17 protein-coding genes are annotated in these 26016 nt (G+C 71.2%); 4 read left to right on the forward strand and 13 right to left on the reverse strand.

What is annotated here, in order from left to right; translation table 11 throughout:
• Positions 1–122: 122 nt before the first annotated feature.
• From PX653_RS09385 to PX653_RS09400, 4 genes are all read left to right on the forward strand, one after another.
• Positions 123–395 (forward strand): hypothetical protein, encoded by a 273-nt coding sequence (locus PX653_RS09385; RefSeq protein WP_277417625.1) that lies wholly within the window; start codon positions 123–125, stop codon positions 393–395.
• Positions 396–508: 113 nt separating this feature from the next.
• Positions 509–2761: a family 1 glycosylhydrolase gene (locus PX653_RS09390; RefSeq protein WP_277417626.1), complete on the forward strand. Its 2253-nt coding sequence runs from the start codon at positions 509–511 to the stop codon at positions 2759–2761.
• A gap of 85 nt (positions 2762–2846) precedes the next feature.
• Complete coding sequence (locus PX653_RS09395; RefSeq protein ID WP_277417627.1) at positions 2847–3914, forward strand: acyltransferase family protein; 1068 nt, start codon at positions 2847–2849, stop codon at positions 3912–3914.
• A gap of 62 nt (positions 3915–3976) precedes the next feature.
• Complete coding sequence (locus PX653_RS09400) at positions 3977–4888, forward strand: DUF72 domain-containing protein (RefSeq protein ID WP_277417628.1); 912 nt, start codon at positions 3977–3979, stop codon at positions 4886–4888.
• 134 nt (positions 4889–5022) lie between these two features.
• Here the strand turns inward: PX653_RS09400 and entS are convergent, their stop codons facing one another.
• From entS to PX653_RS09465, 13 genes are all read right to left on the reverse strand, one after another.
• On the reverse strand, positions 5023–6285 hold the full coding sequence (gene entS, locus PX653_RS09405) for an enterobactin transporter EntS (protein WP_277417629.1): 1263 nt from the start codon (positions 6283–6285) through the stop codon (positions 5023–5025).
• Complete coding sequence (locus tag PX653_RS09410) at positions 6282–13460, reverse strand: non-ribosomal peptide synthetase (RefSeq protein WP_277417630.1); 7179 nt, start codon at positions 13458–13460, stop codon at positions 6282–6284. Before PX653_RS09410 ends, entS begins: the two co-directional genes overlap by 4 nt.
• Before the next feature lie 8 nt (positions 13461–13468).
• Entirely contained in the window at positions 13469–13690 is a 222-nt protein-coding gene (locus PX653_RS09415) for an MbtH family protein (protein ID WP_277417631.1), read from the reverse strand.
• A gap of 5 nt (positions 13691–13695) precedes the next feature.
• A complete protein-coding gene (gene fes / locus PX653_RS09420; protein WP_277417632.1) occupies positions 13696–14886 on the reverse strand; it encodes an enterochelin esterase in 1191 nt (396 codons plus the stop codon).
• The gene (locus PX653_RS09425; protein ID WP_277417633.1) at positions 14883–16532 is read right to left on the reverse strand and encodes a PepSY-associated TM helix domain-containing protein; all 1650 of its coding nucleotides are present in this window, start codon (positions 16530–16532) and stop codon (positions 14883–14885) included. Before PX653_RS09425 ends, fes begins: the two co-directional genes overlap by 4 nt.
• Before the next feature lies 1 nt (position 16533).
• Entirely contained in the window at positions 16534–16827 is a 294-nt protein-coding gene (locus tag PX653_RS09430; RefSeq protein WP_277417634.1) for a hypothetical protein, read from the reverse strand.
• Positions 16824–17078, reverse strand: coding sequence for a hypothetical protein (locus PX653_RS09435; protein WP_277417635.1), 255 nt, complete (start codon positions 17076–17078; stop codon positions 16824–16826). Before PX653_RS09435 ends, PX653_RS09430 begins: the two co-directional genes overlap by 4 nt.
• A 3-nt stretch (positions 17079–17081) precedes the next feature.
• Positions 17082–20183, reverse strand: coding sequence for a multidrug efflux RND transporter permease subunit (locus tag PX653_RS09440; RefSeq protein ID WP_277417636.1), 3102 nt, complete (start codon positions 20181–20183; stop codon positions 17082–17084).
• Position 20184: 1 nt separating this feature from the next.
• On the reverse strand, positions 20185–21342 hold the full coding sequence (locus tag PX653_RS09445) for an efflux RND transporter periplasmic adaptor subunit (protein WP_277417637.1): 1158 nt from the start codon (positions 21340–21342) through the stop codon (positions 20185–20187).
• 122 nt (positions 21343–21464) lie between these two features.
• Positions 21465–22298, reverse strand: coding sequence for a 2,3-dihydro-2,3-dihydroxybenzoate dehydrogenase (gene dhbA / locus PX653_RS09450; protein ID WP_277417638.1), 834 nt, complete (start codon positions 22296–22298; stop codon positions 21465–21467).
• Between the two features lie 11 nt (positions 22299–22309).
• Entirely contained in the window at positions 22310–23179 is an 870-nt protein-coding gene (locus PX653_RS09455; protein WP_277417639.1) for an isochorismatase, read from the reverse strand.
• A 16-nt stretch (positions 23180–23195) separates the two neighbouring features.
• Positions 23196–24809, reverse strand: coding sequence for a (2,3-dihydroxybenzoyl)adenylate synthase (locus PX653_RS09460; RefSeq protein WP_277417640.1), 1614 nt, complete (start codon positions 24807–24809; stop codon positions 23196–23198).
• The gene (locus tag PX653_RS09465; RefSeq protein WP_277417641.1) at positions 24806–25948 is read right to left on the reverse strand and encodes an isochorismate synthase; all 1143 of its coding nucleotides are present in this window, start codon (positions 25946–25948) and stop codon (positions 24806–24808) included. The genes PX653_RS09460 and PX653_RS09465 overlap by 4 nt, the downstream gene beginning before the upstream one ends.
• Between the last annotated feature and the right edge of the window lie 68 nt (positions 25949–26016).

Raw genomic sequence — 26016 nt, forward strand, 5'->3', positions numbered from 1 at the left:
TTCCGGAAACGCACGGCCCGCTCCGACCGGGAGAATGGGCGTAGTCCTACACCGAAGCGTGCTCGGCGGTGGCAGACTCCTGGCCTTTGCAAAACCATATGAGTTCAATGACAGCAAGTAACATGACCAACCCTACCCTGCCCTACGATCCCTCGCGCCTGTTCGACCTGCTGCGCCAGCGCCTGCAGCTGCACAGCGACAAGGCGCTGGCCAAGGCGCTGCAGATCGCGCCGCCCCTGCTGGCGCGGCTGCGCCATCGTGGCTTGCCCGTCAGTGGTTCGCTGCTGCTGCGCATCCAGGATGTCAGCGGCATCGCCGTCGACGACTTGCGGCGTGTGCTGGGGGACCGGCGCCGCCGGCTGCGCCTCGCCATCGCCGCTCGCAGGGCCGGATAGGACATCCCCGCCAGCACAACGGCAACTTGTCCGACATGGATGTAGGCCAAGGCCGATACGGCACGGCGGGTCACGCCGTTAAGCTTGAACCGGAATCACTTCAGGAGCTACGCATGACAGAACAGAACAACAGCGGCACGGCACTGCAACTGTGGGGCGGCCTCGAATGCACGATCAATCGGGTCACGGACACCTATTTCAGCCAGATGGAGCGCAACGGCCACCGCGAACGGCTGGAGGACATCGACCGCTTCGCCTCGCTCGGTATTACGGCAATCCGCTATCCGGTGCTGTGGGAATGCACGGCGCCGGATGCGATCGAGGATGCCGACTGGTCCTGGGCGGATGCGCGCCTGCCGCGCCTGCGCGAACTGGGCGTGGAGCCCATCGCGGGCCTGATCCACCACGGCAGCGGCCCGCAGCATACGAGCCTCGTCGATCCCGGCTTTGCGGAGAAGCTGGCGGCCTATGCCGGCGCCGTCGCCGCGCGCTATCCCTGGCTGACCTACTACACCCCCGTCAACGAGCCGCTGACGACGGCCCGCTTCTCCGGCCTGGCCGGCGTCTGGTATCCGCATGGCAGCGACGAGGCCACCTTCGTGCGCGCGCTCCTGAACCAGTGCCGCGCGGTGGTGCTGTCGATGCGGGCGATCCGCGCCGTCAATCCGGACGCGAAACTGGTGCAGACGGACGACCTGTCGCGCACCTACGGCACGCCGGAAATGGGCGAGATCGTCGAGTTCTTCAACGAGCGGCGCTGGCTGTCATGGGACCTGTTGTGCGGCAAGGTCGATCCGTCGCACGCGCTGTGGGGCTACCTGCAGGAGTCGGGCGCGACGGCCGAGGAACTGCTCTGGTTCCGCGACAATCCCTGCCCGCCGGACGTCATCGGCGTCAACTACTACATCACCAGCGAGCGCTGGCTCGATCACCGGGTCGAACGTTATCCGGCCAGCCACGTGCACACCTACCGCGGCATCCGTCATGCCGACATGGAGACGGCCCGCGTGCTGGCCAATCCGACCCCGGGCATCGGGCCACTGCTGATGGAGGTGTGGGAGCGCTACCGCTTGCCGGTCGCGATCACCGAGGCGCATATCGACGCCAACCGCGAAGACCAGTTGCGCTGGCTGCTGGAGGTATGGAAGGCGGCCCAGGGTGCCAAGGAAGCGGGCGCCGACCTGCGCGCCGTCACCGTCTGGGCGCTGCTTGGCTCGTACGACTGGAACTGCCTCGTCACGGCCTGCAAGGGCTATTACGAGCCGGGCCCGTTCGACGTGCGCGGCCCCGAGCCGCGCCCCACCGCCGTTGCCAGGATGATGCGGGCGCTGGCCACCGGCGCGCCGCTGCGCCACCCGGTGCTGCAGGGCGCCGGCTGGTGGCACCGGCCGGGCCGCTTCCTGTGCCCGCCCGTCGCCACCAGCAGCATCCCGGCCTCGCTGGCCGAACGCCAGCAGGCCAAGGACGACGTGCAGCGCCACGTGCAGCCCATCCTGATCGCCGGCGCCAGCGGCGCGCTGGGCACCGTATTCGCGCAGCTGTGCGCGGCCCGCAATATCCCGTTCCGCATCACCAGCCGGGCGGAGATGGACGTTACCGACCCGGCGGCCGTCGAACAGGCCATCCGCAAGTACCGGCCGTGGGCCATCGTCAACGCGGCCGGCTCGCCGCCGCGGCTGGGCGACGACGACGGCGCCGACAGCGAACTGGAACGGTGCTACCGCGAGAACTGCCTGGGTGCGACGGTATTGGCGCTGGCCGCGCTGAAGCACGACCTGCCTTACCTGATGTTCTCCAGCGCCGAAGTGTTCGACGCCCAGCTGGAGCGGGCCTACGTGGAAAGCGATCCGGTGTCGCCGCGCGGGGCCTTCGGGCGCCACAAGGCACAGGCGGAGCAGCGCGTGCTGCTGGCCCATCCCGGCGCGCTGGTCGTGCGCAGCAGCGGCTTCTTCAGCCCCTGGGATGAAGGGCACCTGCTGGCGCGCAGCCTGCGCGACCTGGCCGAGGGCCGCACGGTGGCGCTGGACGGCGAACGTCAGCTGTCGCTGACCTACCTGCCCGACCTCGTCAACGCCTGCCTGGACCTGGCCATCGACGGCGAGCGCGGCATCTGGCACCTGGCCAACCGGGGCAGCCTGGATGCCGGCTCAGTGGTGCGCCAGGTGGCGGGCCTGCTGGATGTCGACATGGCCGGACTGCGCGACGAAACGCCGGCCGGCAGCGTGGCCCCGGCTTTGCTCGGTACGGAACGGGGCGCCCTGCTGCCGACGCTGGACGACGCGCTGCAGCGCTACGCCCGTACGCTGGCCGTGCAACGCCAGGCGCTTCCCGCCGGTGTCGAGCGGCGCAGCCGGCTGCGCGTGTAACGCCGCCTGCGTACAAAAATGCAACAGCGGCCGAGGCTGCTTCCTGTTATCCTTTTCGCAAGAAAAGATACGGGAAGCAGCCTGCATGTCCATTGCCCGGCGCGAGTACGCCAACAACTTCACGCCGCTGCGCCTGCTGCTGGCCCTTCTGGTACTGCTGGCCCATGCCCCGGAACTCGTCGACGGCGACCGCCGCCGTGAACCGCTGACCCGGCTGTTCGGCACGCTGTCCTTCGGCGAATCCGCCGTCGACTGCTTCTTCCTGCTGAGCGGCTACCTGATCGTCCAGAGCTGGCTGGCGGCGCCCCATGCCGCCAGCTACCTGCGCAAGCGCGTGCTGCGCATCTATCCCGGCTTCGTCGTCGCCTCGCTCGTCTGCGGCATGGTCGTCGGCCCGCTGGGCGCCGATGCGGCAGCCTACGCGGCGCAGTTCTGGCCCGGCGGCTTCGTCGCCGGCATCGCACTGCTGCAAACCCCGGTCGTGCCGCCCGTCTTCGCGGGCCAGCCGCATGCCAGCGTGAACGGCTCGATGTGGACGATCGCCCTGGAATTCGCCTGCTACCTGACGGTGCTGGCCGCCGGCCTGGCGGGCGCGCTGCGCCGCCGCCTTGCGTGGCTGCTGGCCAGCGCCGCACTCGTGGCGGGCGCGCTGGCCTGGCAACTGGCCGGCCGCACGCTGCCCGACCTGCCCCGCCTGGCGATGTGCTTCTTCTGCGGCGGCAGCTTTTTCTTGTACCGCGAGCCCGTCGCGCGCTGGCCGGCCGGCCCGGTGGTCGTCAGCCTCGTCACGCTCATCCTGCTTGCCGCCCTGACCTCGCGCGTGCTGGCCGAACCCGCGCTGGCGACGCTGGGCTGCTGGCTGCTGCTGCGCGCCGCCTTTGCACCCGCGCCGGCGCTGGCGCCGCTGCGGCGCCTGCCGGACGTGTCGTACGGCGTCTACCTGTACGGCTGGCCCGTGCAGAAGCTGCTCCTGTGGTACTGGCCCGCGCTGTCGCCATGGACGCTGTTCGCCCTCGCCGCCCCGCTGGCGATCGCGCTGGGCACGGCCAGCTGGTACCTCGTCGAGAAACCTTGCCTGGCGCTGCGCGACTGGGGCTGGCGCAAAACCCGGGACAGTCCCCTGTTTCAAGGCAATCTTGCAAAAAAACGGTGACAGTCACCCTTTCTTTTCCCGGTCGTGCGCCGCGTACGGCCGGGCTTGCCTATACTCGGACCATGGCCTCCACCATCCGCATCGGCATTTCCGGCTGGCGCTACGAACCGTGGCGCGGCGTGTTCTATCCCGACGACCTGGCCCAGGCGCGCGAGCTGGAGTATGCCTCGCGCGCGCTGCCGACCATCGAGATCAACGGCTCGTTCTATTCGCTGCAGCGGCCGAAAAGCTACCAGGAGTGGTACGACGCCACGCCGGACGGCTTCATGTTCAGCCACAAGGGCAACCGCTTCATCACGCACACGCGCCGGCTGCGCGAGCCGGAGAAACCGCTTGCCAATGTGTTTGCGTCCGGCGTGTTCAACCTGCGCGAGAAGCTGGGCCCCTTCCTGTGGCAGTTCCCGCCCAACTTCCAGTTCGACGCGGAACTGGTGGAGCACTTTCTCAGCCTGCTGCCGCACGATACCGAGGCCGCTTTGGCGATGGCGCGCCAGCACGAGCCGCGCATGAACGGGCGCGCGATGCTGGAGATCGACGCCAGGCGCAAGGTGCGCCATGCGATGGAAATCCGCCACGAGAGCTTCAACGACAAGCGCTTCGTCACACTGCTGCGCAAGTACAAGGTGGCGCTGGTGGTGGCCGACACGGCCGGCAAATGGCCCGACTACGAGGACGTGACGGCGGACTTCATGTACCTGCGCCTGCATGGCGAGAAGGAGCTGTACGCCAGCGGCTACACGGACGAGGCGCTGGACCGCTGGGCCGCCAGGATCCACGCCTGGAGCACGGGCGGCCAGCCGGCGGACGCCAAGCTGATCTCGACGGCGGCGCCGCCGAAGCAGGCCAGCCGCGACATCTTCTGCTACTTCGACAACGATATCAAGGTGCATGCGCCGTTCGACGCGCGGGCGCTGCTGGCGCGGCTGGGGCTGGGACAGGGGTTGACGACGCTCGGCCCGCGACCGCCGCGCTAGCTGGGGTCTGTCCCTGCAAGGGACTGACCCCGAAGTTCGCCCCCGCGCCGGAGCCCGGCAGCCACTTCAGGGTCAGTCCCCATGCGGGGACTGACCCTCGCCGATCGGCTGCCAGCGGTGCCGGCCGCCTTTCGCTAAGCCGCAGCCTGCTCCGCCGCCAGCTCGGGACTATGCAACGGCGCCTCGCGCAGGCGCCGGCACCCGATCAGCATCAACACGCCCAGCGCCGCGGCCGTCGCGCCGAACAGGAACACGCCGGACAGCGCCGAGGCGAACTTGCCCACCATGCCGATGCCCACGCTGCCCAGCGCGTCGCCGCCAGCCTCCTGCGCCGTCCACAGCCCGTTGACGCGGCCCAGGTAATGGTCCGGCGTGTGGCCCTGCACCAGCGCGTACTGCAGCAGCGAGGCCACCGACACCAGGTAGCCGAACGCCACCAGCAGGGCCAGCGACACCGGCAGGCCGGGCGAAAGCCCCAGCAGCATGACGCACGTGCAGGCACCCACGCCCGCCAGCAGCATGGCGCGACCGGGCCGTTGCAGGTGCTCCGTCCAGCCGCTCACCAGTGCCCCCAGCGTGGCGCCCAGCGGCACGGCCGAATACATCAGGCCGGCCGCCAGCGCCGCCGCGGCGGGGCCGTGCTCGGCCTCGGCCAGCGCCGGGAACAGCACGCGCACGGCGGTGGCCAGCGTGACGATGGTGCCGGCCACCGCCGTTCCCGCGACGACGGCATTGGTGACGAGGAAGCGCAAGCCTTGCGCCAGCGCGCGCAGCGGATGCTCGTCCTCGCCGCCCTGCGGTAGCATCCTGGGCAATCCGAGCAGCGGCAGCAAGGTCAGCCCGGTGCCGATGGCGGCGATCAGGTAGCACCAGCCGACGCCGGCCAGCGCGATCAGCGCGCCGCCCACGGCGGGCGAGATCACGGTGGCCAGGCGCATCGTCACCATGCTGATGGCGCGCGCCTGCATCAAATTCTCGCGACCCACGATGGCGGGCATGCAGGCCATCAAGGCCGTCACGCCCAGCGCGCCGAAGAAGCCGTCCCACGCCGCCAGGATGTAGATCGCCAGCAGCGAGGGCGTGGGCAGCCACGCGTTGGCGGCCAGGCCGACGAAGCCCAGCCCGCAGATGAAGCGGGCGGCCAGGATCAGGCGCCGGCGATCCCAGCGATCCGCCAGCACGCCCCCCAGCAACAGGCCGATGAACATGCCGGCCCCCTCGACGGCCATGGCCGTGCCCACCTTGAGCGGATCGCCCGTCAGCGCATGGATCTGCATCGGCACGGCGACCGACAGCATGCCCAGGCCCAGCAGCGAGATGGTGCGCGCGATGAACACGCTGCGAAACGCGGCATTGCGCCGCAACAGGCCGAAGTCGGCAAACAGCTTTCGTTTCATGCTTTTCCTTTGTGTGGGCCAATGGCCCCGTTCAGCAGCGGCCCGAGGATTTCCAGCGACTGCGGCGACAGGATGTTCTCGTGCGACGCCTGGGCCAGCCGGTGGACCCGCAGCGAGTCCACATGGCGGCGCCAGTCGCGTTCCGGTTCGATGTACGGGGGCAGCGACTGCTCGGCCACGAACACGGTCAGGTCGCCGTCATAGTCCGGCGTGCGGGTGCGCGACAGCAGCCGCACCGCGTCGCCATAGTTGGCGAAGATCTGCGCCAGCAGTGCGTCGCGCTCGGCCGCGGCCCCCGCGTCGCCGGCAGCATCCTGCAGCAACTGCTGCTGTTCGCGTTCGGCTCCCATCGCCGCTTCCGCGCCCTGCGGGTCGTTCCAGTCGTGCACCTCGGCCGGATACGTATCCAGCAGGCCCAGGAAGCTGACCTCCTCGCCCTGCGCACGCAGGCGGGCGGCCACCGCATACGCCACCGTGCCGCCCAGCGAGTAGCCGAGCAGGCGGTACGGCCCCAGCGCCTGTTCGCCGCGCACGATGGCCAGCTGGCGTTCCACCAGCGTTTCCATGTCGGGGCTGGTGGCGATCAGGCCATGCGGCCGGGGCGACTGCAGGCCGACGATGGGGATGCCTTCGTCCAGGTAGCGCGCCAGCACGCTGTACTGCCACGCGAAGCCGGAGCCCGGGTAGAAGCAGAACAGCGGCGTGCCGCTGCCCGCGCGCAGGTGGATGACGGGATCGAAACCGTCGCCGCCGAAGTCGTTGCGCATGCCGTCGTCGTTCAGGCGCGCGGCGAGCCGCGCCACCGTCGGCGCCGTCATGATCTGGCCCACCGACACGGGCCGTTCCAGCTCCCGGCGGATCTCGCTGGCCAGGCGCATCGCCAGCAGCGAGTGGCCGCCGATGGCGAAGAAGTCGTCGTCGGCATACACGGCCGGCAGTCCCAGCACGCTGGCGAAGACTTCGGCCAGCCGGCTTTCCAGGCCGCGCGCGGGCGCCCGGCGCTCGCTTTCCGGCCGGGCCGGCAGCGGCAGCGCGCGCCGATCGAGCTTGCCGTTGGCGGACAGCGGCAGGCGCTCCAGCGGCACGAACGCCACCGGCACCATGTGCGCCGGCAGGCGCGCCGCCAGCGTGTCGCGCAGCGCACTGTCGTCCGGCAGTGTGGCACCGGCAGCCGGCACCAGCCACGCGACCAGCTGGCGGTCGTCGACAGTGCGAGTCCCAGTGCCGCCGCCCTGTCCCAGCGACACCGCGCCGACGGCGGCCTGCGCCACCTCCGGCAGCGCCGTCAGCACGCTTTCGATCTCGCCCAGTTCGATGCGCTGGCCGCGCAGCTTGACCTGGTCGTCGGCCCGGCCCAGGTATTCCACGTTGCCGTCGTCCAGCCAGCGCACCACGTCGCCGGTGCGGTACATCCGCTCCCCATCGCCATACGGGTCGGCCACGAAGCGCCCCGCCGTCAGCCCGGGCTTGCCCAGGTAGCCCAGTGCCAGCTGCACGCCGCACAGGTACAGTTCGCCGACGGCGCCGGGCGGCACCGGCCGCAGCCAGCGGTCCAGCACGCGCAGGCGCGTGTTCCAGACCGGGCGGCCGATCGGCACCGAGCTGCCGCCACGCGGATCGAGTCCGGCGGCCGGCATGTACGTCACGTCGACGGCCGCCTCGGTCGGGCCGTACAGGTTGTGCAACTGGGCCCGGTGCAGCCGGGCGAAGTCGCCGGCCTGCGCCTTGGTCAGCGCCTCGCCGCTGCAGAACACCAGCCGCAGCGAGGCGGCGCGGCGTCCGTCCAGCGTGGCCAGGTGGCGGGTAAACGTCGCCAGCATGGACGGCACGAAGTGCATGCAGGTGGCGCCGAAGGCTTCCACCGTCTCCAGCAGCGTGGCCGGGTCCTTGTGCGCGTCCGGTGCCGCCATCGCCAGGCTGGCGCCCGTCAGCAGCGGCCAGAAGAACTCCCACACGGAGACGTCGAAGCCGCACGGCGTCTTTTGCAGCACCACGTCGTGCGGTCCCAGCGCGTACTGGTGCTGCATCCAGGCGATGCGATTGACGATCGCCCGGTGCGACACCAGCGCGCCCTTCGGCCGCCCGGTCGTGCCGGACGTGTAGATCAGGTAGGCCGGATGGTCGGGGCTCAAGGCCGGTTCCAGCTCGCGGCCGCAGGCGCCCGGCGGCGCCAGCTCGTCGAAGGCCAGCAGCGGCGCGCCTGCCGCCAGCGCGGCAAAGCGCGGCTGCTCGGTGCCGCTCGCGACCAGCAGGCGCGGCGCCGCGTCCGCCAGCATGTAGCCCAGCCGCTCGTCCGGATAGCCCAGTTCCAGCGGCAGGTAGGCCGCGCCTGCCTCGATCACCGCGTGCAGTGCGATCGTCAGCCGCACGGAGCGCGGCAGCGCGACGGCGACGACGTCGCCCGGCCCCACGCCCAGGTCGGCCAGGCGGCCCGCCAGCACCTTGACCTGCTGGCGCAGTTGGCCGTAGTCGAGCGCATGGTCGGCGTCGCACAATGCCGGCGCGCGCGGGGTACGTTCCGCCTGCGCCGCCAGCGCGCTGCGCAGCGTGGCCGGCGGCAGCGGGTGCGCGGTGGCGTTGACGCCTTCCAGCAGGCGCGTCTCGTTTGCGGTGAGCAGCGGATAACGCGCCAGCGGCAGCTCCGGTGTCGCCAGCGCGGTGCGCAGCAGTTGCAGCACGCGCGCGGCCAGTGCTTCGGCATCGGCGATCGCGCCGCGGTTCTCCACCAGCAGCGCGATCGCTGCGCCCGGCAGCACCAGCAGCGCCAGCGGATAGTGGCTGTAGCCGCGGTTGTGCACCTCGCCGGCCCGCAGCGGCTGGCCGTCCGTGCCCGTCAAGGCCCGTGCCAGGTAGCTGTTGTCGGGATAGTTCTCCACCACCAGCAGCGTGTCGAACAACGTCGCGCCGCCGGCCGCGCGCTGGATCTCGGCCAGTCCCAGCCCGTCATGCTCCTGCAGTTCGGCGTGGCGGGCCTGCAAAGCCGCCAGTTGCGGCCACAGTGGCGCGTGCGCATCCAGGCGCACGCGCACCGGCACCGTGTTCAGGAACAGCCCGACCTGCTCGCCGATGCCGTCCACGGGCGCGCTGCGGCCCGCTACCGGCGTGCCGAAGACCACGTCCTCGCGTCCGGCCAAGGTGCCGATCACGATGCCCCAGATGGCCTGCATCAGCACGTTCAGCGTGATGCTGGCCGCGCGCAGGCGCGCGGCCAGTTGCGTGCTTTCCTCGACCGTCAATGCCGCCATGCTTTCCGTGACGATGCCGGCCGGCTCGCCGAACAGCACGGTCGGCTGCGCGCCATCGAGCGCGCTGCGCCACGCAGCCGCGGCGGCGCCGTGGTCGCGCGCCGCCAGCGCCGCCACGACGGCCGGATAGTCGACCGCCAGCGGCGCCAGCGCCGCCTGGCTCTCGTAGGCCGCCAGCAGGTCGCGCAGCAGCAGCGGTGTCGACCAGCCGTCGATGACGAGGTGGTGGATCGCCAGCAGCAGCACGTGTTCGCCCTGCCCCGTGCGCATCAACCCCGCCGCCAGCATGCCGCCGAAGCAGTCGGTATGACAGGAGCGCGCCAGCAGGTCCGTCTCGATGGCGGCGATGCGGTGGGTGCGTGCCGCCGGGTCCAGCGCGGCCAGGTCATCCTCGCGCCATGGCCACTGCACGGTGCCGGCGCGGGGCAGCAGGAACACGGGCTGCGCCACGGTCTCCGTGTCGAACAGGCCGCCCAGTTGCGGGTAGCGATCCAGCAGCGCATCCAGCGCGCGGCGCAGCCGGGCCGGATCGAGCGCACCATGGAACGGGATGCGCGTAAAGGCGCTGTAGCTTTGCGCGCCCGCGCCGCCGGCCAGGCGGGTATGGAACAGCATGCCCTGCTGCAGCGGCAGCACGGGTGCGGCAGCCGCGAACGTACCGTGGCGGCTCGCCAGCACGGCCGCGTCCACATCCGCCAACCGCCATGCGGTCACGGCGCCGTCCAGGGCCGTCAGCGCGTCCGCCATCGCCCGCGGCGTGCGCAGCGCGAACACGGCGGAAGGCCGCAACTGCCGCCCTGCCTTGCGCAGCTCGCCGCACAGCATGATGGCGGAAATGCTGTCGCCGCCCAGTGCGAAGAAGTCGTCGTCCGCGCCCGCGCGCGGCAGCTTCAGGACCGTGGCCATCGCATCGCATATCAGTGCGGCGGCACTGCCGGCGGCCGGGGCCGCGCTGTCGCCAGCCATGACGATCGACTCCGGCGCCGGCAGGCGCTTGCGGTCGATCTTGCCGCTGACGTTGCGCGGGAAAGCGTCCAGCACCAGCAGCAGGGCCGGTACCATGTAGTCCGGCAGCGCCTGCGCCAGCTGGGCCAGCAGTTCGCGGCCCCGGGCGGACGCCGCCTCGGGGGCCACGCCAGGCACCGCGCAATACGCCACCAGCCGGTGGCTGCCATTGACGGGCTGCGCCAGCACGATCACGCTTTCCACGCCCGGCAGCAGCGACAGCGCATTCTCCACCTCGCCCAGTTCGACGCGGTAGCCGCGCACTTTGACCTGGTCGTCGCAGCGGCCGACGAATTCCAGCTGGCCGGCGCCGTTCCAGCGCACCAGGTCGCCCGTGCGGTACATGCGTTCGCCGGATGCGCCGAACGGGTTGGCGACAAAGCGCGCGGCGGACAGGTCGGCCCGGGCCAGGTAGCCCAGCGCCAGGCCGGCGCCGGCCACGTACAGCTCGCCGAGCGCACCGGGCGGCACCTGCTGCAGGCGCGCGTCCAGCACGTACACGCGGGTATTGCCGATCGGCCGGCCGACCACGGGGCGCTGGGTATCCTGGATCGGCGCGCGCAGCGTGTCGACCGTGTACTCGGTGGGACCGTACAGGTTGTGCGCCTGCAGGTCCGGGTAGGCCCGCAACTGCTGCCACAGCGCGGCCGGCGCGGCCTCGCCACCGATCAGGATCAAGGTGGGCTGGTGCGTGCCGGGCGCCAACAGGCCGTTGTTCAGCAGCTGGGCCAGGAACGACGGCGGCAGGTCCATCGCGTCGATGGCCGCGCTGTCGACGTAGCGCGCCAGCGCATGGGCATCGCGGCGCAGCTCCTCGTCGACGACGTGCAGCTCCTCGCCCAGCAACAGCCAGAACAGCTGCAGCCACGACGAGTCGAACGAGAACGAATGGGTGTGCGCGGCGCGCAGCGGCCGGCCGGGATGCCTGGCCCGCACGGCCGCGCGCGCGGGTTCGTAGATGGTGCCGCGGTGCGAACCGATCAGGTTCAGCAGCGCCGCATGGGTGTTCATCACGCCTTTCGGCCGGCCGGTGCTGCCGGAAGTGAAGATGACGTAGGCGATCGCATCACCTTGGACCGCGTCGCGCTCGGCGTCGGCCAGCGGGTGCGCCGCCAGCCCGGCCAGGTCGGCCCGCACGCCGGGCGCATCGAGGCGCAGGCAGGCCAGCCCGGCCGGCAGCGCCACCTCCGCCGCGCCGCGCAGCGCCAGCACGGGTTGCGTGTCCTCGCACATCATGGCGATGCGGTCGGCCGGGTAGTCCAGGTCCAGCGGCAGGAACGTGGCGCCCGACTCCAGCACGGCCAGCATGGCCACGACGGAATCGGCGGAACGGGGCAGCGCTACCGCGACGACGCGCCCGTGCGCCGCGCCGTACGAACGCAGCAGGCGCGCCAGCTGCGCCACGCGCGCAGCCAGTTGGCCGAACGTGAGCCGGGTGGTGCCGCAGACCAGCGCCGGCGCGTCGGGCTGCGTGCGCGCCTGCACGGTCAGCAAGTCGGCGATCGTGCGCAGCGCCGGGTCGGCGGCAACGGTCGCACCGTGCGACCACGCCGCCAGCGCCGCCTGCTGCACAGCGGGCAGTAGTGCTACCTGCGCCAGCGGCGTGCCGGGCTGCACGCACCACGCGTCCAGCAGGTGGACGATGCGCTGCGCATGGGCCGCCAGGTCGTCCACCGTGTAGCGCTGGCCCGCCGCGCGCAGTTCCAGCACGATGCCGGCGCCATCCACCTGCAGCGAGAACTCCAGGTCGTCCACGGGTCCAGTCGCCAGGTGATGCGTCAGGCCCGGCGTGCCCGCGAGATCGAGGCGGTAGTCGAACATCTTGTAGTTGATCAGCGCACCATACAGCCGCCGGCCCGTGCCGACGATGCCGGCGTCGCGGGCGATCTGCTCGGCCTCGTAACGCTGGTGCGGCCGCACGGCCTTCAAGGCGGAACGGAACGCGGCGGCCGCGGCAAACCAGCCGTCGCCCGCCCCTACCGTCACGGCAACCGGCAGCACGTTGACGAGCGGCGCCAGGGTGGCCACGGCGGCACTGCCCATGCGCCGCATGAACGGCACGCCGATGCTCTGGCCGGCCTGGCCCGTCATGCGCACCAGGTAGCCGGCCAGCGCGCCATGCAGCAGGTCGGCCACGGCCAGGCGCTGCGCGGTGGCACGCGCATCCTGCGCGACGCCCCGCACGGCCTGCGCCAGCGTGTCCGGCAGGGCCAGCGTGTGCACGACGATGCCGACGCCGTCGCCGCCGGCCTGCGGCGCCAGCGTCGTGGCGGGCGGCAGCGCTTCGGCGTATTGCAGCCAGAACGCACGGTCGGCGGCGCAGGCTTCCGATGCCTGGTAGGCCTCGTACTCCGCCACCGCTCCCGCCACGCCCGTGAAGGGGACGGCCGGCAGCGGCGCCTGCCGCGCCAATGCCGTGTAGAGGGCGGCGATATGGCGCGTCAGCGCGACGAAGCTGAAGCCGTCCAGCATGATGTGGTGATAGCGCTGGTACCACAGCAGCACCGGCGTGCCGGCATCGTCGACGCGGTACAGCACATGGCGGCACAGTGGCGCGCCGCCGTCGATGGCCAGCCCGGTGGTGGCATCGGCCTGCATCCGCGCCAGGGCGCGCGCCCTGCCGTCAGGGGCACCGCGCCAGTCGTGGCATTCGGGCGGCGGCACGTCGTCCGGCGTGGCGAACCGGGGCACTTCCTGTACCGCGCCGCCGCCAGTGGCGTAGTAGCGCGCCATCACGGTGTCGGCGCCGGCCAGGCCCGTGCGGATGGCCTGGGCCAGCAGCGCTTCGTCCACGGCACCGCGCAGTTCCACGCAATGGGCGATCACGTAGCCGCTGGCATCGCCACCTGCGACCTGGTCGGCCAGCCAGATGCCTTGCTGGGTGCCGTTCAACGGCAGGATGTCGAGATTGCTGATGTCGTTCATCGGCTGCCTCACGCGTTGCCGGCGACGCCGCGGGCGAACGGATTGATCGCCTGCCAGTGCCGCTCGACATACTCGACGCACTCGGCGCGCGCGGCCGGGCCGAAACGGCTTTCCCAGCCGGCCGGCAGCTCGGCGAATTCGGGCCACAGGCTGTACTGGCCTTGGTCGTTGCGCAGCACGGAGAAACGGTATTGTTCGTCGTCGAACGGGTTCACATAGTCTTGGCTCATGAGTCTTATTCCTGTTGTATCGTTGTGTCGTTGAGTAGCCGCGCGAGGCCGTCCAGCAGCCCGTCGCGCCAGCAGATCCAGTCGTGCCCGCCGCGCACTTCGCGATACCGCACCGTGTGTCCTTCGTCTTCCAGCGCGGCGGCCATGGCGCGGTTCACGCCCGTCATCTCGGTTTCGTAGCAGCCAGCTTCCAGCACGGCGCGGATCGGCGTACCGCGCCCCAGGCCGGCCCGCACCTGCGCGGCCAGCCAGCCGTCGCCTTCGGTCCGGTCCGGGTCGGGCCACCAGAACGAGCCGGACTGGCTCAGCACGCAGCCGAAGCAGTCCGGCCAGCGCAGCCCCGCGTACAGCGCGGAAAGGCCGCCGTAGCTCTGGCCCGCGACCACGGTACGGCGCGGCTCGAGCGGATACGGATAGACCTGCGGCAGCAGTTCGTCGCGCAGCGCCAGCCAGAAGTCCTCGTTGCACGGCAGTTCCTTGCCGCGCAATGCCGGGCTGACGGCATCCACCAGCACGTAGATGGCCGGCGGCAGCACGCCCTCCCCGGTCAGCCGGCGCAGCGCGCCGGCGATGGGCATCTGGCGCGCCCAGTATTGCCCGTCCAGCAGCAGTACCAGCGCGGGCGCGACGTCGTTCGGGCCGGTGCGCAGGCACCACACGTCACGCGCCGTGTCCAGCCGGCCGCTGTGCCAGCGCCGCACCGTCAAGCCGTCCGCATCGGGCGCCGTGCGCCAGCCTTCGTGCACCGGCGCCTGCGCCAGCAGCAGCGGCGACAGCGGCACGCCCCAGCCGGTGCCATGCGCCGGCAACGGGTTGAACGGGTCGGCACTGCCCTGCCGTTCCATCAGGTCGATCCACCAGCGGCGAATGGCCGGGCGCTCGGCGGGTGCCTCCTGGCCGGGCCGCAACGGCAGCAGGAAATAGCTGCCGCGCCAGTCCGCCGGCAAGGCGGTGCGCCATAGCCACGCGTCCGTCGTGCCGATGCGTTCGAGCTGCGTGCGCTGCGCGACAGGATGCGGCGTGTGCGAGTAGACGTCGATGCAGACGGCCGCGCAGTCGTCGCCCCGCCACAGGAACGCCAGCTCGACGTCGCCGTCGGCACGCGTGCGGCGCAGCGGCGTGCCAACGGCCGCGACATCCTGCCACCACGCGGCGCTGCCCAGGTCGGGCCGGTCCAGCAGGTGCAGCGTGTTCACGTGCCCACCTGCCGTGCCGGTTCCGGCGCGACGACGGCCGGTGCGGCGGCCGCCGACCAGACGCTGTCGGCCGCGCCGTTGCGGGCCCGGCGCGCCGCCCGCGTCGCGGCCCAGGCGAATGCCGCCGCCAGCAACAGGGCCGTACCATCGACGCCCAAGGTCGCGGGGCTTGTGTGAGTCCACATGCCCAGGGCCGGCATGAACGCGGCGGCCAGGCTGGTGGCCGGAATCGCCGCCGCGGCCAGCGCACAGGCCCCCAGCAGCTCGCTGCCGGCACGCGCGGCGCCGCGCACGAAGGCCCAGGCCACGCAGGCCAGGAACACCGTGTAGTACACCGTCAGGTAGGCGCTGTTGGCATGCGCACCGAACGCGTGCAACCACTTGGCCGCCACCAGGCAGGCGCCGATGCCGGCCACACTGCCCAGGCAGACGCCCACCGTGGCGGCCGCGATGTGCAAGGTACGGCGCGGCTGCGCCGGCAGTGGACCGTTCTTCAGCTGGTTCTTGCGGCGCTTCTCGATCCACAGCAGGTTCCCGGTGTAGAACAGCGCGGCGCCGGCCAGGCCGAAGGCGAAGTACAGCCAGCGCACCGTCATGCCGCCGTAGCTGCCGAAGTGCAGCGCGAAGAATGGCGCGACCAGCGCGCTCCACGTGTTGCCCTGGCCCGGCAGCATGCTGGTGCTGAGGATCGCGCCCGAGTAAGGCTGGACAATGACGAACCCCGTTTCGGCGGCCTGCACCAGGTGGCGCGGGCTGGCCACGGCGGCGCGCACGATGGGACGCGGCGACTCCACACCCATGTACAGCAGTTCCGTCACCTCGAAGCCGGGCGCCTGCTGCTGCACGCGGCGTACCAGCTCGCTGGCCGGCAGCAGCTTCGTCGCGTCGCGCGGCGTGGCGCCGATGGCGGGCGGCGAGAACATCGGCTGGTCACGGTAGACGATGCCGCGCAGGCCGTCGTAGAACTGGTCGTGGAACGCGAACACGACCACCGTGATGCTGATGACGATATGGAACGGCAGGCTGGTGATCCCCAGGATGTTGTGGGCATCGAGCCAGAAGCGCTTGCGGTTCTTGCCGGGCCGCAGTGCAAAGAAGTCCTTGACCAGGGTGGGCAGGAGCAGGATCACGCCCGAGACCAGTGCCAGGAAGTACAGCAGGCCCGCCACGCCCATCACGTAGATGCCCAGGTATTCCTCGCCCAGGGTGCCGGGAATGCCGCCGGTTCGGTGCAGCATGTCGATCAACTCCGCCAGCAACGAAGGCTGCTGCTGCGTGACCGCCAGCCGGCCGTCCGCGTCCAGCGTGGCCTGCCAGCGCACCAGGCCGAAATCGACCTCGTGGCCCGATTCGCCGGCCTGCCAGCTGACGGGCGCCGGCGTGTGCTCGTCCCGCGCCACGTGCAGCGTGAACTCCTCGCGCGCGGCCGGATACTGCGCCAGCACGCCCGCCACCACCTTGTCCACCTGGGCCGGCGCCAGCGCCTGCACCGGCACGACCGGCGCGCTGACCCAGCGTTCCAGCGGCGCCTTGAACATCGTCAGCGCGCCGCCGAAGAAGCCGATGAACAGCAGCATGCCGGCACAGATGCCGCCCCACGTGTGGACGGCCTGGTACACCCTCAGGATATCGCTGCGGATTTTCATGTCACCCCCTTACCCAGAACAGCAGGCCCCAGGCCAGCAGGTTGGCGCCGCCCAGCCACAGCAGCGCCTGCGCGCCGCTGCGGAACAGCCAGACGAAGCCGAACACGGTCAGCCACAGGGGCGCGATCAGCCACATGACGAACTGCGACTTGTCCGGCGCGGCGATGCCACCCGGCCCCACCCACGCGAACACGCCTGCCAGCGCGAAGGCCAACGTCACGCCCAGCACGGCGCCGGCAAAGGTCTTGCTCCACCAGTCGGGCCGGATCGGCGCGCGCTTCACGTCGGCACTCATGGGGCACCCCGGCGCAGCAACGCGGCAAACGGCAGCAGGCCCCAGGCCAGCATCGCCAGCACGAGCCAGGCAAAGACGGCCGTCAGCGGCGTCCATGCGGCCAGCGCGGCGGCCAGCGCGGCGGCCAGCAGCAGTACCCCGGCCAGGCGGGCGACGGGCGGCAGCGGCTGGCGCAGCCAGCCCTGGTGGCGGTGGGACAGGTACAGCGCGGCGCAGCCGGCCGTACCGAGGAGCAGGAATAGTAGGTTCATGGTTCAGGCGGGAATGACGGAAACGGGAGGGGCCGCGCGACGCGCCGGCGCGAGGCGCGCGACCAGCAGGTAGCACAGCGGGATGAGGAACACGCCCAGCACGGTGGCGGACAGCACGCCACCCAGCACGCTGGCGCCGATGGCGCGCTGCGCGGCGGCACCGGGGCCGCTGGCCAGCAGCAGCGGCACGATGCCGGCGCCGAACGCCAGCGACGTCATGACGATGGGGCGCAGGCGCTGCGCGGCGGCGTGGGCCACGGCGGCCAGCGCCGTACTGCCGGCACGCCGCGCGTGCTCGGCGAATTCGACGATCAGGATGGCGTTCTTGGCCGACAGGCCGACGGTCGTCAGCACGCCCACCTGGAAGAAGATGTCGCGCTGCATGCCGCCCAGCCACGCGCCGGCCACGGCGCCCAGCACGCCCAGCGGGATCGCCAGCAGCACGGAGAACGGGATCGACCAACTGCCGTACAAGGCCGCCAGGCACAGGAACACGAACAGCACCGAGGCACAGTACAGCAGCGGCGCCTGGCCGGACGACAGCCGGTCCTGGTATGACAGTCCGCTCCAGGACAACGCCATGCCCGGCTGCGCCGCGGCCAGGCGCTCGACGCCGTCCATCAGCGGACCGGAACTGGCCCCTGGCGCGGCCGCGGCGGACAGCTGGATCGCCGGCATGCCGTTGAAGCGGCGCAGCTGGCCCGGCCCGGCGTCCCAGCGCGTGCTGGCGAACGCGGACAGCGGCGTCATCGCCGCGCCGCTGCCACGCACGAACCAGTGCTGCAGGTCTTCCGGCGCCGCGCGATACGGCGCGTCGGCCTGCACCAGCACGCGGCGGATGCGGCCGCGGTCGATGAAGTCGTTGACGTAGCTGCCGCCCCAGGCCGCGCCGAGGGTCTGGTTGACGTCGTCCAGCGCGAGGCCCAGGGTGCGGGCGCGCACCTGGTCGATGTCGATGCGCAGCTGCGGCGCGTCGGTACCGCCGTCCGCGTCCACGTACAGCATGCCCGGCAACTGGCCGGCCTGTTCCGCAAGCGCCGCGGCGGCGCCATTGAGCGCGGCGGCGCCCAGCCCGGCCGCATCCTGCAGCCAGAATTCCAGCCCGCCCGCTTGCCCCAGGCCGTCGATCGGCGGCGGCACCATCGCAAACACGCGGGCGTCGGCCAGCCGGCCCAGCGCCAGCGTGGCGCGGGCGGCGATGGCCTGCGCCGTATGCTCGCCCGCGCCGCGCTCTTCCCATTCCTTCAGCGCGACGAACGCCATGCCGGCATTCTGGCCGCCGCCGTTGTTGCCGAAGCCGGCGATCGTGTAGATATTGTCGACGTTGGCCTTCTCCTCGCGCAGGAAGTACTGTTCCACCTGCGCCGCCAGCGCGGCGGTGCGCTCGTACGGCGCGCCGGGCGGCAGCGCGAAGCGCACCATCACGGTGCCCTGGTCGTCCTCCGGCAGGAACGCCGTCGGCAGGCGCGTGTACGCATGGGCCGCGATGACCAGCAGCGCGCCATACACCAGCAGCCAGCGCAGCGGACGTCCCAGCAGCTTGCCCAGCACGCCCTCGTAGCGCGCCTGCAGGCGCTGCTGCAGGCGTGCCAGCGCATGGCCATGGCTGGCGGGGCGCAGCAGCCCGGCGCACAGCACCGGCGTCAGCACGACGGCGACCAGGACCGACAGCGCCATCGCCGTCACCAAGGTGATGGCGAACTGGCGGTAGATGACGCCAACGGAACCGGGGAAGAACGCCATCGGCACGAACACGGCGCCCAGCACCAGCGCGATGCCGGCCAGCGCGCCGCTGATGCCGCGCATCGACACCAGCGTGGCGGCGCGCGCATCCAGCCCTTCCTCGTGCATCGTGCGCTCGACGTTCTCCACCACGACGATGGAGTCGTCCACCAGCAGGCCGATGGCCAGCACCATGCCGAACAAGGTCAGCGTGTTGACGGAATAGCCGCACAGGGCCAGCACGGCGCACGTCCCCAGCAGCACGACGGGCACGGTCACGAGCGGCACCAGCGTGGCGCGCCAGCCGCCCAGGAACAGGAACATCACCGCGCCGACCAGCACGACGGCCTCGGCCAGGGTCATGGCGACCTTGGCGATTGAGCGCTTGACGAAGCGGGTCGCGTCTTCCGGATAGGTAACCTCGACGCCGGGCGGCAACGCCAGCGCGGCGATGCGCGCCCGCACCCCGGCGGCCGTCGTCAGCGCGTTCGCCCCGGGCGCCAGCAGCACGGCAAAGCCGGAGGCGGGACGGCCGTCCAGCCGCGACGTGCTGCCGTAGCTTTCGGAGCCGATTTCAACGCGGGCCACGTCTTCGATGCGCACGGCGGCGCCGTCCGCACCCGTCTTGACGACGAGGGAACGGAACTGCTGCGGCGTGCGCAGGCGCGACAGCGCCGTCACGCTGACGTTGATCTGCTGGCCCGCCGCGGCCGGGCGCGCGCCCAGTTCGCCCACCGGCACCTCGGTATTTTGCGCCTCGATGGCGGCGATCACGTCGCCCGGCATCAGGCCGAAGCTGTGCAGCTTGTGCGGGTCGAGCCAGATGCGCATGGCATACGGCGCACCGAAGTTGCGCACCTGGCCCACGCCCGGCACGCGGCTGACGGCATCGACCACCTGGCCGCTCATCCAGTCGGCCAGGTCGGCATCGCTAAGCCGTCCGCTGCGGTCGGCGAACACGGCCACCATCAGGAAGCTGTTCTGCAGCGCGCTCACCGTCAGCCCGTTCTGCTGCACCGCGCGCGGCAGCCGGTAGGCCACCTGGTTGACCTTGTTCTGCACCTGCAACTGGGCCAGCACCGGGTCCAGGCCCTGGCGGAAGGTCAGCATCAGCTCCGCTTCGCCGGAGGAATTGCTGGCCGCGTCGAAGTACAGCAGTCCCTCGACGCCCTTCAGTTCCTGCTCCAGCACCTGCGTGACGGCGTTTTCGACGACGGTGGCGGAAGCCCCCGGGTACATCGCGGCGACGCGCACGACGGGCGGCGCGATGTCCGGATACTGCGCCACCGGCATGCGCCACAGCGCCACGCCGCCGGCCAGCATCAGCACGACCGCCAGCACCCAGGCCAGCACGGGCCGTTCGATAAAGAAGCGCGCCAGCACGTCAGCCCTCCGCCGGCGTGGCGGCACGTGCCGCGGCCGGACGGCCCTGCCATTCGGTTGCGCTGACAACCGTCCCCGGCGCCACCTTGTTGCCGCCTTCGACGATGACCTTCTCCCCGGCCTTCAGGCCGGCGCGGGCGGCCCACAGGCCCGCTTCGCTGCCGATCAGGTCCAGCACGCGCTGCTCGACCTTGCCGTCGCGGCCCACCACCAGCGCCGTCGCTTCATTGCGTTCGTTGTGGCGCACGGCCTGTTGCGGCAGGCGCACGGCATCTGGCTGGACACCCTGCTCGACGCGGGCCCGCACATACATGCCCGGCATCAGGAGCCCATCCGGATTGGGGAAACTGGCGCGCAGCGTGACGGAGCCGGTGGCGCCGTCCACGTTCATCTCGGTGAATTTGAGTACTCCCGCATGCGGGTACGGCTGGCCGTCCTCCAGCAATAGAGTGACGGCGGCCTTGCCCGGCTGCAGCGCACCGCTGCCGAGGCGGCGTTTCAATTGCGTCAGCTGGCCGCTGGACTGGACGACGTCGACGAGGATCGGGTCGACCTGCTGGATGCGCGCCAGCGGTTCGACCTGTTCGCTGGCGACCAGCGCGCCCTCGGTGACGGCGGCGCGACCGATGCGGCCCGCGATGGGCGCGCGGATCTGCGTGCGAGCCAGGTCGATCTGGGCCGTGCGCAGCGCCGCCTGGCGCGCCTTGACGCGGGCCAGGCCCTGCTCGTAGTTGGCCTGGGCCAGGTCGTGGTCCTGCTGCGTGACCGTCTTGCTCTCGATCAGGCGGCGGTAGCGCTCCGCGATGATGCGCAGGTTCACGAGCGCGGCCTGCTCGATCGCCAGCTCGGCCGCGGCCTGCTCCTGCCGCGCCGCATAGCTGTCGCTGCCGATCTCGTACAGCAGCGTGCCCGCCTTGACGTCCGACCCTTCCTCGAAATGGCGGCGCACGATCACGCCGCCCACCTGCGGCCGCACTTCCGACACGCGCAGCGCGGTGACGCGGCCGGGCAGTTCGGCGCGCAGCGGCACCGCTTCCTGGCGCACGGTGACGACCGCCACGGCGGGCTTCGTTTCGGGCGGCGCGGCGGGCGGCGGTTCGCTGCAGGCGGCCAGCAGCAGGATGGCCAGGGCCGGCAGGTGGCGGGTGGGATTGTGCATCGTGAGTGTCTCGCTATCGTTGAAAGTACAGGGGACTGTCCCCGCAGGGGGACTGTCCCCGAAGTTTTGCTTGCATCCTGTTGAACTTCGGGGTCAGTCCCCGCGGGGACAGACCCCAGACCTCAAGCGGCCAGGGTCGCGCCGCCATCCACGACCACCTCCTGCATCGTGATATGGCTGGCCAGGTCGGAAGCGAGGAACAGCACCGTGTTGGCCACCTCGCGCGCCGTGGCGATCTTGCGCAGCGGGATGCCCAGCTTGAACTGCTCCGGCAACCCTTCGATGGTGCGGCGCATGCCCTGCTCGTCCGGCAGCATCGAGCGCAGCATCGGCGTGTCCGTCGAGCCGGGCGACACCACGTTGCAGCGCACGCCGTACTGCGCCAGTTCCAGCGCGGCGCAGTGGCTCATGCCGACCAGCGCCGACTTCGACGCGCAATAGGCCAGCATGTTCATGCGCGGCACCCGCGCGGCGTTCGACGCCACGTTGACGATCGAGCCGGCGCCCTGCTTGCGAAACTGCGGCATCACTTCGCGCAGCAGGTAGAACACCCCGCTGACATTGATGTCGAAGCTGGCCTGCCAGTCCTCCACCGTGGTCGAATCGAGCGTGCCGAGGCGCAGCACGCCGGCCGCGTTGACCAGTACGTCGATGCGCGGCATCTCCGTCAGCAGCTCCTGGCAGACGACGGCGATGCGGGCTCGGTCGGTGACGTCCATGCAGACGGTCTTGAAGGGATAGCGCTTGCCGGCCGGGCCGGCTTCCTCGCGGTCGAAGGCGCGGTCGATGCCGACCACGCGCGCGCCCAGCTGGCGGAACGCCAGCGCGATCTGGTGGCCGATGCCGCGGCCGGCGCCCGTGACCCACACCTGGCGGCCTTCGAACTGCAGGGCCGGCGGCGCCTGCGGCCGGGTGGCGCTGGCCGTGCCGAGGTTCTTCTGGTCTGCGAGCATCATGGCAGCGATCCTCAGGCGGCCTGCTTGCGCTCGACCAGCGCCCACCATGCGTTCAGGGTCGGCGTGCCGGCCAGTTCCTCGAACGAGACCTTGATGCCCAGCTTGTCCAGCTCCGCGACGAGGTTCATCACCTCCAGCGAATCGAGGCCATAGTCCATCAGGTTCTCGTCCGCGCCGAAGCCCTGGTCGTCCAGCGCTGGTGCCAGGCGCGTGCGCAGCCACTCGATATCGACCGCCGTGCCGGCGCCGCGCGTCGCCAGCACCTGCGCCGCCGGGACGACGGCGCCGCAGCGACCCGCCACGTAGTCCAGCGCCATGCGGTGCTCGCGCTCGGAGAAGTCGGCCACCGCATCGGCCACCATGAAAGGCTGGATGTCGCGCATGAAGGCATCCAGCGCCGTCGTCATGCAGCCGATGTGGGCGTAGACGCCCGTGATGACCAGCTGGTCGCGGCCCCACTCGCGCATCAGCTCCTGCAGGTTGGAGCGCTGGAACGCGCTGTAGCGCCACTTGACCAGCACCGTGTCGTGCGGCGCCGGCGCCAGCGCCGCCGTGACCTGCTGCAGGCTCGGGTCGGCCGTCGTCAGGCCGGGGCCCCACATGTCGTTCAGCAGCGCGCGCTCTTCAGGACTTTGCTCGGTGGGCTGCGCCGTGTAGACGACCGGGACGCCGGCCGCGTCGGCCCACGCGCGCAGCCGGGCGATGTGCTCGACCAGCGTCGCCAGCAGCGGGCTGCCGGCATCGTAGAAACGCAGGAAGTAGTCCTGCATGTCGTGCACCAGCAGCACGGCGCGGCTTGGCTCGACGTGCCATTGCACACGGTTGGCGGGCAGGCTGTCGGCAGCCGGCAGCGGATAGGAGGAAATCGAAGGAATTGCCATGATGATGTCAGTCGCGTTATTGAACGGTGGTCTCGGCGCGCAGGCGCACCTTGTCGGTCTTGCCGACGGCGGTGAGCGGCAGCTTGTCGAGCATGCGGAAGCGGTCGGGCAGCTTGAATTCGGCCACGCCCTGCTCGCGCAGGTACTTGCGCAGCAGCGGCGGGCGCAGCTCGCCATCCTCCCCGCCGCGGGGGACGATGCAGGCGCAGCTCATCTCGCCCAGCAGGGGATGCGGCACGGAGATCAGGGCCGCGTGCAGCACGCCGGGATGGCGCAGCAGCAGGTTCTCCACTTCCTCGGCGGCGATCTTCTCGCCGCCGCGGTTGATCTGGTCCTTGACGCGGCCGACCACCGTCAGGTAGCCGTCGGCGCTGCGGCGCACCAGGTCGCCGGTCGCATAGAAGCCGTCCGCGTCGATGACGCGCGCGTTGTGCTCGGGTGCGTTGTAGTAGCCGCGGAACGTGTACGGCCCACGCGTCTTCAGCAAGCCCTCCACCCCGTCGGCCACCGGCGTGCCGTCCAGGTCGACCACGCGCACTTCGTCGAATTCGCTCATCGGCCGGCCCTGCGTCGTGTAGACCTTGTCAATCGGGTCGTCCAGGCGCGTGTAGTTGACCAGGCCTTCGGCCATGCCGAACACCTGCTGCAGCGCGCAGCCCAGTTCCTGCGGCACGCGCCGCGCCAGCGCTTCGGCGAAGCTGGCACCGCCCACCTGCAGCAGGCGCAGCGAGGCCAACTGCGCCCGGCGGGCCGGTTCGGCCGCGGCCTGCAGCCACAGCACGACGGCCGACGGCACCAGCGCCGCCATCGTCACGCCATGGCGCTCGACCAGCGCGAAGCAGCCCAGCGGCTCCGGCGACGGCGCCAGCACGACGGTGCCGCCCGCGTAGAACACGCCCAGCGCGCCGGGAGAGCTGAGCAGGAAATTGTGCCCTGCCGGCAGCGCGCACAGGAAGCGCGTGGCCGGGTCCAGCCGGCAGATCTCGGCGCTGCGGCGCACGCTGTAGTAATAGTCGTCATGGGTGCGCGGGATCAGCTTGGGCGTGCCCGTGCTGCCGCCGGAGAGCTGGAAGAACGCCACCTGGTCCGCTGGCGCCGGCGCGAAGGCGACCGCCGCGCCCTCCTCGTCCATCAGCGTGGCCAGGCCGTCTTCCGCGCCATCCAGCACCAGCACGTGGGCCAGGCCCGGCACCTCGGCACGCAAGGCCTGCGCAAATTCGCCAGTGGCGAACAGCGCGTGGCTGGCGGCGCCGATGACGAGTTTCGGCTGCAACTGCTGGGCGTAGGCCGTCAGCTCCAGGCGCTGGTGGCTGAACAGCGCGTTGACGGGCGCGACACCCATCTTCAGCAGCGCGAAGAACACGATATAGAACTCGGCCACGTTCGGCAGCTGGACCAGCGCCGTGTCGCCGGCCGCCACGCCGCGCCGCGCCAGCGCCTGTGCCAGCCGCGTCGCCCGCGTATCCAGCTCGCGGTACGTCAGCGCACGCTCACCGCACAGGATGGCGATGCCGTCCGGGCGTTCGATGCACTGGCGCTCGAGAATGTCGGTCAGCGGCAGGCCAAGCCAGCAGCCGGCCTCGCGGTAGCGCCGGGCGTCGGCCGCCGGCCAGGGCGTAAAGGCAATCATGCCGCCTCCGCGGCAAGGTCGACATTGGCACTGGCGGCCGGCCGGACGGCGCCCAGCGCGCGCAGCATCGTGCCCAGCTTGCCCTGCGTCTCGGCCAGCTCGGCCTCGGGGCACGAGTCGGCCACGATGCCGGCGCCGGCGAACAGGCGGATGATATTGCCCTGCACCGTGCCGCAGCGGATCGTCACGGCCCATTCGCCGTTGCCGTCCGCGTCGCACCACCCCACCACGCCGGCAAACAGGCCACGGTCGAACGGCTCGACCAGGTCGATCAGCTTGCGCGCCAGGTCGGTTGGATAGCCGCATACCGCAGGCGTGGGATGCAGGTGGCAGGCCAGTTGCAGCGACGTCAGTGCCGGGTCGCGCAACGTACCTTCGATGCGGGTGGACAGGTGCCACATCGCGTTGGTGGACAGCAGCGACGGCTGCTCCGGTACGTCCAGCGTGGCGCACAGGGGCGCCAGCAGGCGGCGGATATCGTGCGTCACGTAGCCATGTTCGCGCAGGTCCTTGGGCGACTGCAGCAGCGCGCCGCCGGCGGCCGCGTCGCTGTCGGCATCGGGCTGGCGGCGTGCCGAACCGGCCAGCGGATTCGACACGATGCGCGCGCCCTCCTTGCGCAGCAGCAGCTCGGGGCTGACACCGACCAGCTCCGCGCCATCGGCCAGCGGAATGCGGAACTGGAAACCGGTGGGGTTCTGCGCGGCCAGGCTGGCGAACAGCGCGGCCGGGTCGGCGCGCCCGGCCAGCTCCACTTCCAGCACGCGCGACAGCACGGCCTTGCGGATGTCGCTGTGGGCGAAGTTGGCCACGGCCTGGCGCACGCCCTGCTTGAAGCGCTCCTCGCCGGGAATGCTGGTGGACGCTACGATCGGCGCCAGCGGGCGCGCGGCCAGCGGCGGCAGCTCTTCACGGCGGAAGATCTCGGCGCGCTCGGGCACGATCAGCTCGGACGGCCGCGTCGTGTCGAAGGGGATCGCGCCGATGGCGATCGGGTTGTCGATGCCGGCGTCGCGCGCCCGCGCCAGCGCCTGCGCCAGGGCGGCCTGCAGGTCGCCCGCGGCCGGCGTGGCGATACGCTCGAACACGCCGTCAGCGCGCACGCTGCGGTGCGGCGAAAGGAAAAGGGATGTAGCCATCGTTACCTCGCAAAACTGTGGACAGGTTTACGTTGGCTGGCGTGACGCTGGCTACGTCGGGGCTCCGC

Source organism: Pseudoduganella chitinolytica, from assembly GCF_029028125.1.
GTDB lineage: Bacteria > Pseudomonadota > Gammaproteobacteria > Burkholderiales > Burkholderiaceae_D > Rugamonas > Rugamonas chitinolytica.